This window comes from Parvimonas sp. D9 (genome assembly GCF_035282565.1).
Lineage (GTDB): Bacteria > Bacillota > Clostridia > Tissierellales > Peptoniphilaceae > Parvimonas > Parvimonas micra.
In genome coordinates, this window is record NZ_JAYKBM010000007.1 from 16041 (window position 1) to 27696 (window position 11656).

Below are 11656 nucleotides of genomic sequence, written 5' to 3' on the forward strand. Positions count from 1 at the left end.
ATAAATATTTACAAAAAAACACAAAAAAGTGGTTACATTGTAACCACTTTTTAAATGTTGTTAATTATCTGTCTCTTCTCTTTTTACCTACAACTACTGTCATTCCCAAAGAGCCAATCGCAACTACAACAAATCCCAGAACATTTGAATCAAGATTTGTCTTTACAAGTCCTTTTTTATTTTTAGGAGTTTTTTGACCCGGTTTACCCGGTTGTCCAGGTTTACCCGGTTGTCCAGGTTGTCCAGGTTGTCCAGGTTCGCCCGGTTTTTGTGGATCCGGTTTTGGTTTTTCCGGTTCTTCATTGACTTTACCATAATCAACTGCATAACCTGAGAAGTGAGTTGTTGTAAATGTTACATTTTTATCGTCTTGTTTAAATTCGATATTTTCAAGTTCACCCTTGTCATTTACATAGTAAATAGCTTTTGCTGTCTTTCCTTCAGCTTTTACTATTGAAACATTGTATTCTCCCTTAGGAACGTCAACTCTCTTACAATTTTTATCAAGGAAGTAAATGTCGTATAAATCCGCTTCGGAATCTTTTAACTTATCAACTGAATTTTTATCTTTAACATCAGCAACTAAAGTCCAATCTTCTTTTAAATCATAACTTGAAACTGTAACTTTTTTATCTTTATCTGTTAATGTTACTAACTTCTTGATATTTACAGTCTCTTTAACTTTATCATTCTTAACTGTAATGTCAAATGAATCCCTGTCAACTTTGTAACCTTCAGGAACTTCTATAGTAACTTTGTATTTTCCGTTTGGAATATCTCCGTGGAATACTTTTTTATTAAACTTACTTTGTGTAAGATCAAATTTTTCTTTTGACTCAACATTTTCAAGAGTTACTTTTATTCCGTCAGGAAGTTTATCCAAACCTTCAAAAGCGATATTTACAACATCATTTATAGTTTCTTGTGCCTTAAAGATTACTCTTTTCGGTTTATTTTCTTCAACTGTAAATTTAATTGTTTTTGTTTCAAATTTTAAAGAATCATCACTTGTTTTTATTTCAACAGTATATTCTCCAACAGGTAGAACAGTCATTAAATCTCTGTGGAAATTAACTCCTGTAAGTTTTCCGTTATCATCCTTTATTGGAGATTCATATACTTTAGTGTAAGTTTTCAAATTATCTCTGTTAATTTCTTTTCCGTCTTTATCTTTGATTACATAAGTTGCACCTGCTCCCATATAGTTTTCAGGATAATCATTTATTTGTAATCTGATATTAACTTCTCCATGTCCTGCTTCAATCTTTTCTTCCTTTTGCTTTGTTTCAAAGACAAGATCTGTTGTTTTATCTTTTTCAGCAGTAACATCTTTTTGTTGTTCAGCTAAAGGTTCATAGATTTCCGGAATTTGATCGATATAGAATTTATAATTTCCCGGAGTCATATTTACTAACTCGTTAGAATATCTATAATTTCTCATCGGATTCCAACCTGTTCCATTATAAACATAAACATCTTCTCTCCAATTGATTTCAATCGGGAACATATTTAAGTTTTCAGAGCCTTCTATATGTTTTCCTTCAAAGTCTTTATAATTTGTTACTTTGAATATCGGTTTAACATTTGCTCCCAAATCTTTCGGTTTTATTTGAGGTGCAGAATATTCAGAGCCGTCTAAATTAAGTGATGCGATATTTCCTGCGTGGTCAAAAGTGTGAATATAGATATTTTTGTATTCTACATCTGCCGGAATTTCAAAAGTTCCATCCTCTTTAGCTGTTATCCACTTTGTTTCACCGTTTTTATCAATATATCTTAAAACAGTTTCTTCAACACCGCTTAAATTATCTGTGATTTCAGGTTTATAAATATTTCCTTCAACCTTAGGCTTAGCAATTTTTGGAGCGGTATTGTCGATTTTTACATCGAATTCCATTTTTTGTTCATTTTCAACAGCAGCTCCCGCCACTTCAGAGTTTGCAGTTACTACATATTTGTACGTACCCTCAGGAAGAGATTTTCCGTTTGATGTTCCATCCCAGTAAGTTTGTTCTATAAGATTGGATCTTGAAGCGCCATCACTGTAATTATTACTATTTTTATAAGCATAACCTGAACCGCTTTGGTAAACAAGATTTCCGTCTTTATCATAAACCTTAGCTGTAATATATTGTGAATTTCTAAAGAACATACCTTTGAATGCCACAAAGTCTTTGTTATTATCTCCATTTGGAGAAATTGCCAAATTATTTTTTGAAAATTCAAACTTACCTGCATCAAAGCCTAGAGGAATTTCACCTTTATTTCCAACAAAATTATATCTTACTCCCTTATTATCTGTCCATTGTTTTCCTCTTACATAAGGATTATTTTCGACAGTTACAAGAGATGTGAAGTTCGGTGTAAAGGAACCGTTTTGTTTCATATACATTGGAAGTTCTTTACTAAGATCAAAGTCATAAACAGATTTTTCCCAAAGTGGTACATTTGCCCATTTTCCTTTAAATCCACTAAATGCCATACTAACTTCTTTTGTATTATCTTTCGCATCTTCAAAGAATACAAAACCTTCTAAGAAATAACCGTTAGGCATTTGTTTGCTTAATTCAGCGTCAAATTTACTTGCATCAACAGTTATTTTAACATCTACTGAACCCTTAGCAGGTACAGTTATTTCTTTTCCTTGAATTGTTTCTAAAGTTTTTGTCTTTAAAGCAAATTTTCCCTTTTCAGTTTCATCAGTACCTAAAACTGTTTTATATTTTAAAGTTTTTGCTTCATTTCCAATATTTACAACTTTTAAGTTAATTTCAAATTTACTGTCAATATCATTTAACCAAGTTTTTGGATTATTATTACTGTCAAGCACATAAATATCGCTACTTGTAGCTTTTTCAACATTTATAGCACCGGCACCCTGTTTTCTAGGAGAAACATAATTTTCTGTTCCCTTTTCCTTAACAGGATCTGCTGTACTCATAATCAACGCTTTTATAATGTCGTATTCTTGTTCTCCCTTAATTTCAGAATGTCTTTTATTTAAACTTTCTCTTATAAGAGCTACAGCACCTGCAATATGAGGAGTTGCCATTGAAGTACCGCTCATAGTTGTGTATTTATTATTATTTATTGAAGAATAAATAAGTCCGCCCGGAGCTGTTATATCAGGTTTGAAAGTTCCGTCAGATGCCCAACCGTAAGATGAAAAGTCAGTTAACTGTCCACCATTTGCATAAGGAATCGCACTTAATTGTTTTGTAAACTTTACTTTTTTATCTATATTTTCAATAATTTTTTTACCCGCAGAGTTTCCTATAAATACAGATGGAATCTTGACATCTTTTGTTTGATCTCCAAATGCCATATTTATAATTTCTTCTCCACCTTGTTCGTGGTTGTAGATTATAACGCCCTTTGCACCTTTTTTACCGGCTAAAATAATCTTATCGGCAAAAGTCTTTCCGCCTCTTTTTACTAAGACCACTTTATCTTTAACTTCTTTTCCGTTATAGTCGGACTCTTCATTTCCAAGACCCGCTTCAACTACATCATAACTTTGTTCTTTTTTATCTGCATCTATAAATTGTTTAGCGGGGTCGGGATCTCCCTCATCGTCATAACCTTGGAAATAATCTCCTGATTTTAATACACCACTAACTCCTTCAATGCTGATTGTTCTAACTCTTTCAATATCAGTATACATAGCTGCAACAGTCAAAGCATCTTTTGCAACACCGGGACTCCCAACTGTACCATAGTCCGGATTTGTAACAGGAGGTTTATCACTAAACGCACCAAAATGACCGTCATTACCGGCTGCGATAGCTACGATAACGCCCATCTTTCTCGCATAAGCTATAGCTTTTTCCATAGCTCTACCAACAGATGCGATAGATCCGTTAGGAGCACCCAAACTCAAGTTTATACTGTCTGCACCAAGTTTTACAGAGTCTTCAACAGCCTTTGCATAAATATGAGTATATGTTGATTGTCCTTGGAAAACTCCCATAAAAATAAGTTGTGCTTCAGGAGCAGTTCCTATGATTTTTTCTTTTTTAGTTGTTCCGTCTTCTTTGTTAAATTCAGCTTCCATTTTAGGATTACCTACTGAAATACCGGAAACATGCATTCCGTGAGACTCTTCTCTCATTTCTTCTTTTACATTCTTTCCGTTTGTGCTGTAATTATGAGCGTAAACAACTTTGTCAGTTCTCCAACTACCGTAGTTAATTCCGGCTTCCTTCATCTTTTTATTCATAGAATCTTCAGTTGGATATTTTCCTTTTGTTACATCAGAAACTCTTAAGATGTCGTGATTTACATCGACACCTGTATCCAATACGGAAACAACTCTACCTTGTCCATTATATTTCTTTCTAAGTTCGTCTGTAACTTTCATTAGATTGTTTGAATCTAAACTTCTTTTCTTTCTTTTAGGATTAAATTCCTTTTCGGATTCTTTAACTGTAGGTTTTGAAAATTCATTTGAAACTTCAACGGATTCAACAGAAGCCATTTTTGAAATTTTCTCAATGTTTTTAACCTTAGTTTTTAAAGCAACTCCGGCAAATAACAAGTCATATTCATAATATGTTTCATAACTTATATCAGCTTTGTCAAGTTCAGCTTTAAAAGAATTGATTAAAGCCTTACTTTTAGCTTCTCTAGCCTTTTTTCCTTCTGCAGTTTTCAAACTGGAAAAGTCTGCTTTAGAATCCTCTTTCAAAACTACAATATAAGTTTTTTCCTCATTTTCGTCGGCTTTAATCTTATTTGCAGTTTTTGTAATTTTTGGAGCTGTATTAACTTTTTCATTAGCAAAAGCAACACTTGTGCTACCTAATAATAATGAAAACGTTAATAACAGAGTCAAAAACCTTTTTCTCATAGAAAAACCCTCCTTAAATATAAAAATAAATAAACCTATGCAGTATAAAGAATACTACTTTATCAGTATAACATATTTATTTTGTTTTGTATATACCGTTTAAAGTAATATTTTTTAAAAAATGATAATTTTGTGGTTAATTTTGTAAAAATTAAAAAATTTTTTAAAAAGCAATAAAAAATTAGGGAGTATTTTTTAAAATTTACTCCCCAATCTTAATTACTTAACCTAATATTTACATAAGAAATCTACAAATCCAAGTGTTTAATATGGTAAATGAAAGTCTATTATAATTAAATCCTTGATTTTTAATTTTTCAATTTCCATAATGTCCTCCTAAATAAGTTTTTATTGAATATTTGCCTTTTCAAGCATCGCTTTATAAAATTCCGAGCTTTTACAAAGTTCGCTGTCTGTCCCTACTGCTTCTATTTTTCCGGCATTTAGCAAAATAATTTTATCTGCATTTCTTATTGTTCTAAGCCTATGAGCAATTACTATAACTGTTTTTTCTTTTATAAGTTCAGAAAGAGCTTCCTGAATAAGACTTTCATTTTCGACATCGAGAGATGCTGTAGCTTCATCAAGCAGTATAATCGGTGCATCTTTCAAAATAGCCCTTGCTATTGATATTCTTTGTCTTTCTCCACCGGAGAGTCTTTGTCCATTTTCTCCTATTATAGTATCTATTCCATTCGGCATTTTATTTATAAAATCATCACATCTTGCTATTTTAGCCGCCCTTTTTATTTCCTCATCTGTAGCATTCTTTTTCCCGATTTTAATATTATCTTTTATGCTTGTATTAAAGAGGATAACATCTTGAAATACTATGGAAAAATTTTTAAGTAAAGTTTCCGGATCAACCTCACTTATGTCTTTTCCACCTATCAAAATTTTTCCTCTATCTATATCCCAAAATCTTGCAGCAAGTTTTGCAACTGTTGTTTTTCCACTTCCGCTTGAACCGATTAAGGCTGTGATTTCACCTTGCTTTGCGATAAAACTAACCCCATTTATTACAGAATAATTATCATATCCAAAATAAACATCTTTAAATTCAATGTCATAATTTGTAATTTCCATATTCTTTTTGCCCTCTTGAATAGGCATAGTTTTTATTTCCTTTATTCTTCCAACCACAGCATCAAGCATAACTATCATGGACATAAAAGTAATTATTCCCTCTATTGGTAGATAAATACTTGTTGTCATCATTAAAAATGCAATATAAACCAATATATTTATCTCCCCTGCAATAAGCATATTTACACCAACAACAGCAACACTTATAATACCAAGCTTTAATATTGCAGTCGCTATTCCTGTAAGTGTTCCTGCAACAATTTCACCTTTAGTTTTTTGTTTTGTAGACATATTTAATTTTTTAAAAAAATCTTTTAGCATTTGTTCTTCTAAATTATAAGATTTTATTTGCTCTATCTGCTCAATCTTTTCCTGCAAATTATCAAAAACCTTACGATTATCATCTATCCAGTTTTGCACTACTTTTTTCTGACTTTTTCTTGATAAAAATATTATTAGAAGTGAAATCGGAATCACCCACAATGCTGCAAAAGCCAATTTTGGATTATAGATAATAAGCATTAAAGCAATAACACCTGTGGAAATAGCAGTTGAATATATATGAGGAACGGCATGTGAAAATATAGTTTCATATAAGTTCATATCATTCATCATTGTTTCTGCAAGATCTGCCAAATCTCTTTTTCCAAAATAAGAAAGAGGCAGTTTTTTTAATCTTTCTGCTAAATCAATCCTTGAATTTGCACTCTCGTTATATACATTTGTGTAGAGTCTTACATAATCCCACCTTGCAACTAAAAACATTAATATCATCATTACTATAATTAATATAAGATAATGAAATAAAGTAAAATTATAACTTTCAATTCCCTTTAAAATGCCTATATACTGAAACAAAAACATAAAGGCAATCATTGGTGCAAATAATTTTGTTAAATTAACAAAGGTATGTGAGATGATTGCTTTTTTTAAATTAATCGCTCCTTTTTCAGACATAGCATATCGCTTCATAAAATAAGAAACCATATCTTAACCTCCTATCTTCCAATTTACAGATTTTTGATATTCATCCCAAAGCTTTTTATAATGCCCATTCATATTTATTAAATCTGAGTGCTTACCTTCTTCTACAATTCTACCTTTTTCTATAACAAGTATCTTGTCCACATCTACTACAGTAGATAATCTGTGGGCAATCATTAGCGTTGTCTTGTTTTTTGATAATTTTTTAAAAGACTCCTGAATTAGATGTTCATTTTCAGGGTCCGCAAAAGCTGTAGCTTCATCTAAAATAATAATATCCGCATCCTTAAGAAAAGCTCTTGCTATAGAAAGTCTTTGAGCTTCACCACCTGAAAAATATGTGCCCCTCGTTCCATAAACAGTATCAAGTCCATTTTTCAAACCTTTAATTATCTCTTTACAGCCTGAATTAATCAAAGCATTATCTATTTCTTCATCTGTTGCGTCGGGTTTTGCAATTAGAAGATTATCCCTTAACCTCATCTTAAACAGTTTGGAATTTTGAAAAACAAAGGCTATTTTTTTCATCAAAGCCTCTTTTTCAAAATCTTTTATATTAATCCCGCCAATTAAAATTTCACCTGATTTAATATCATAAAATCTGGCAGCAAGCCTTGCTATAGTGGTTTTACCACTACCCGACATTCCAACTAAAGCAACTTGTTCTCCTCTTTCTACTTTAAAAGAAATATTATCCAAGACATTTTCTTCACCATAAGAAAAACTTACATTTTTAAACTCAATTCCCACATCAGAGCTTGTCTTATCTCCATAAATAAAATCATCATATTCAAGTATATTTTCAATTTTGTCCAGAGCAAGCTCCGCAAAATAACTAAATTGTTTAATTGTCGCCGTTCTCATAATAAAAACGGCAAATATCGGTCCTATCAGAAAATAAATAACAGAATTTGCAACCACATTAGCTAAGTTACCATTAAATTTTATTAACAATAAAGCTACAGGCACTAAGAAAAATGCTGTCGATGTAGAAATAGTCCCAAACCATGACATTTTATTCGTGTAACTCATAGTAAGCTTGAGCACAAGATCTTTTATTTTGATAATTAACGAATATAACTTATCAAAACTTTCAATACTTTGTGCGAATGTTTTTACCACCGGAATTCCCCTGACATATTCTACGGTCTGAGAAGATAAATCGGAAAGATCTTCGTAATATTCTTCTTTCATTTTCTTTGTTTCGGATGTCATCATTGATGACATTAATATCATGCCAATAATTATCGGCACCATACTTACAAGCCCCAATTTCCAATCAAACATAAAGAAAAATACAAACAGAACTATCGGTGATATAACTGTCATTGCCATATCAGGAAGTTGATGTGCTAAGAAAGAATGTGTTTCAGAAGCTCCGGATATGATTACTTTTCTTATTCTTCCACTTTCTTTATCATCAAAATATCCAAGCGGTTTATTCATTAGTTTTTTTACCGAGCTCTTAATAATATTATCTTCTACTTCAAACGCAAAAACATGGGATAAAATGAGACCTATAAGGTATATAAATAAACCTAATCCCGCAAATGTTGCTGCATAAATCGAATTTTCCCTCACATAGACAAAATCTACAATTTCATTTAAAATTAAACTATTTACAATCCTATGAATAAAAACCATAGGCATCAAAACCATAATACCTGAAATAGCAGACATAATCATAGCGACATAAAGCAAAATACTTTTCTTACCGGCATAAGGCATTAGCCTTTTTAGTATTGATTTTTTCTTATTCTTCAATGAATAACTCCTCCTTTTCTTTAAATTAAACAAGCTTTATAAATATCCTGTTTGGACTGACTATAAAAATTGGTATTTTAAAAATTTTTAACAGTATATAACTCTTTGATTGTTTTTATCTTATATTTATTATATAATAAATGAGAAATTCAATCAATTAAGCATAGTTAACTATGTCTATTTGGAATAATGTCTATTTGGGATAAAAATTACAATGGAGGTATATATGAGCGACTTTTACAACTTTGTTAAAAACTTTTTTTCTACAAATGAATGTACTGATAATACAAAATACTCCTCTGTAGGGCATACATTTTGTTTCAATACAGAAGATGCAGAAGGCATATATTGGTTTTATGAAGGTAAAAATTTTACAATTGATATTCACGATGTTTTCATAAAAAAAGAAATTATCCACACAAGTTTTGCCGGTTTAGATAATTTCTATTCCCTTTACTCATCTTATTTAGTTACAGCAAATGGAGAAAGTTTTAATCCTTATCAAAATCTTTCTTCAAACTCACTCTATGTTATAAATACAAAAAATTCTAAAAACTATAGATTTATACTACATAAAAACTCTCCCTATCTAGGAATAGGTATAAATTTCAACCAATCTATGATAGAAGATTGTCTATCCTTATATAAAAACAAAATTTGTAACTATGAAAATTTATTTTTCAACACTAACACAATTATAAACAAACCTTTGGAAAGAATTGCAAAAGATATACTAAATTGTAAGATGATATCTCCTGCTGCTGAAATTTTTTTTGAATCAAAGGCAAAAGAATGGCTTAGTATAACAATAGATGCATTTCTAAATAAGTACAACAATCCAATATCTATCGCAGATGATGAAGCTTTGGAAATTGTTGCTAATTATATAGATGATCATTATGTAACCTCAATTTCACAAAAAACTTTAGAAAAAATATCCACTATGAGCGGTACAAAACTTAAAAAATTATTTAAACAAAAATATCAATGTACAATTACCGAATACACTCAAAGACGCCGAATGAACATGGCAGAAGTTCTTCTATTGAACTCCTCCCTTAAAATTCAGGATATTGCTGAAGCGGTGGGGTATTCTTCTCATAGTAAATTCAGTACTTGTTTCAAAAAATATAAAGGAATGTATCCAAAGGATATAAAAAAATATAATTCTAAAAAAACTTCCCTTTGATTATGTATGTACCAAAAAAATTATAATTTCATTGGGTGGATACTTGGGAACCTTCTTGCTTTGCAATAATTATATCAAATGATACAAATACCACGTCAAACTCACTTTGTTTGTTTACAAGCAAAAATAGGTCTGACGAAAAGATTGTTCAAATCTTTAATTTAATCACAATCGACTGCGAAAATCTCATACTTTTGCTTTAGCAAAAGTAAATGTATCGAAGATACATAACAACAACTTCCCCACAAAAAAACCAACGGAAACCCGTTGATTTTCAACTTTTTACTATTTTAATCTTATATATTTTGTAGCTCTACCTATGCCCTCTCTTTTTATTTCTCCATCATCTACCAATTTCCTTAATGAACCCTCGATAGAACTTAGACTTAGATTTGGACAAAGCTCTCTAATATCTTGTTTTGTAAATCTTCCCATTTTCTGTGAAATTGCCTTTCTTACAAGCTCTATTGCAGGAAGCTTTTCTTCCACAATAGAAAATCTATCTTCAAAATCCTTATATCCTGCAAGAATAATACCTAATAAATATTTCATAAATGGTAAAATATCCTCATTTTCTTCATGCCAATTTAATCCTGATTTTTGAAGTGCTTCATAATAAGCCGATTTATCCTTTGCAATCAAAGCCTCTAAAGATATATATTTACCTACATAAAAACCGCTTCTATAAAGTAAAAGTATTGTAAGTAATCTGCTCAATCTGCCATTTCCATCATTAAATGGATGAATACATAAAAAATCGTGAATAAAAATTGGAATAGCAATAAGCGGATCTATATTGAAATTTCCAATAACCTTATTGTATTCATTACAGATATTTTCCAAAGCTTCAGGTGTTTCAAAAGGTGAAAGAGGTGTGAATAAAATTTCTGACTCTCCATTTGAATAATTTATAGTAATATAATTTTGAATATTCTTAGTCTTTCCTGCAAGTGGATTATCCATATATTTAAACATTATTTTATGCATTTGCAAAATATAATTCTTTGAAATTGAAATGACATCAAAATTTTCGTGAATAATATTAAGAACATCTCTATACCCAGCAATCTCCTGTTCATTTCTATTTCTTGGAGTCGTCTTTTCTTCAACTAACTTTTTAAGTCTTGCACTTGTCGTAACAATTCCCTCAATCTCATTTGAAGCCTCTGTACTTTGAATCTTTGCAATTTCAATAAGTTTATTTAATTCTTCAGGTCTTTGCTTTAAATATAATTCCTGTTTTCCTTGATACTTATAAATTGAAGCAACTAAAGATAGAATTTCAGAGTCCCATTTTTTATCTTTAATTTTGGAATAATTAAAATTTCTCATTGAATTTCTCCTTAAAATAATTTTATCCATTAAAATATACCATATTTTAAGGGATAAATCAATATTTAAGGGCAAAATTGTTTTTATAAAAATTAATAAAAATAATTTGAAGTTTTTTTACTTTTCACGTCTAGCTGTCAAACAAAGGTATTTCCCCTTATACGTCATCTCGACTGTAGCGGAGCGGAATGGAGAGATCTCATACTTTTGCGTTAGCAAAAGTAAATGTATTGAAGATACATCATAATACTGAATTTCGCTATTTTTTATCAAAGCAAAATAGACTATAAAAGTTATTATTTTAAGAATTACGGGGCTTTATGAGATCTCCAGAGCAATTGTATCTAAAGATACAATTACCCCGTCAGACCTACTTTTGTTTACAAGTAAACAAAGTTAGGGCTAGATTCGCTTCGTTTCGCTTTGCTCAACTCCGGTCGAGATGACGTGTT

The 11656-nt window shown here is 30.8% G+C and carries 5 protein-coding genes; 1 reads left to right on the forward strand and 4 read right to left on the reverse strand.

Annotation, left to right across the window (positions count from 1 at the left end):
• Nucleotides 1-64: 64 nt before the first annotated feature.
• The 3 genes from VJI94_RS06690 to VJI94_RS06700 all read right to left on the reverse strand — a co-directional run bounded on the left by VJI94_RS06690 (nucleotide 65) and on the right by VJI94_RS06700 (nucleotide 8683).
• A complete protein-coding gene (locus tag VJI94_RS06690; RefSeq protein WP_324008781.1) occupies nucleotides 65-4849 on the reverse strand; it encodes a S8 family serine peptidase in 4785 nt (1594 codons plus the stop codon).
• Nucleotides 4850-5197: 348 nt separating this feature from the next.
• Entirely contained in the window at nucleotides 5198-6922 is a 1725-nt protein-coding gene (locus VJI94_RS06695; protein ID WP_324008782.1) for an ABC transporter ATP-binding protein, read from the reverse strand.
• A gap of 3 nt (nucleotides 6923-6925) precedes the next feature.
• Nucleotides 6926-8683: an ABC transporter ATP-binding protein gene (locus VJI94_RS06700; protein WP_324008783.1), complete on the reverse strand. Its 1758-nt coding sequence runs from the start codon at nucleotides 8681-8683 to the stop codon at nucleotides 6926-6928.
• Nucleotides 8684-8909: 226 nt separating this feature from the next.
• Between VJI94_RS06700 and VJI94_RS06705 the strand changes: the two genes are divergently transcribed.
• Nucleotides 8910-9872, forward strand: coding sequence for an AraC family transcriptional regulator (locus VJI94_RS06705; protein ID WP_324008784.1), 963 nt, complete (start codon nucleotides 8910-8912; stop codon nucleotides 9870-9872).
• A gap of 285 nt (nucleotides 9873-10157) precedes the next feature.
• On the opposite strand, the gene VJI94_RS06710 is transcribed toward VJI94_RS06705, so the two are convergent.
• Nucleotides 10158-11204, reverse strand: coding sequence for a Fic family protein (locus VJI94_RS06710; protein WP_324008785.1), 1047 nt, complete (start codon nucleotides 11202-11204; stop codon nucleotides 10158-10160).
• Nucleotides 11205-11656: the final 452 nt, after the last annotated feature.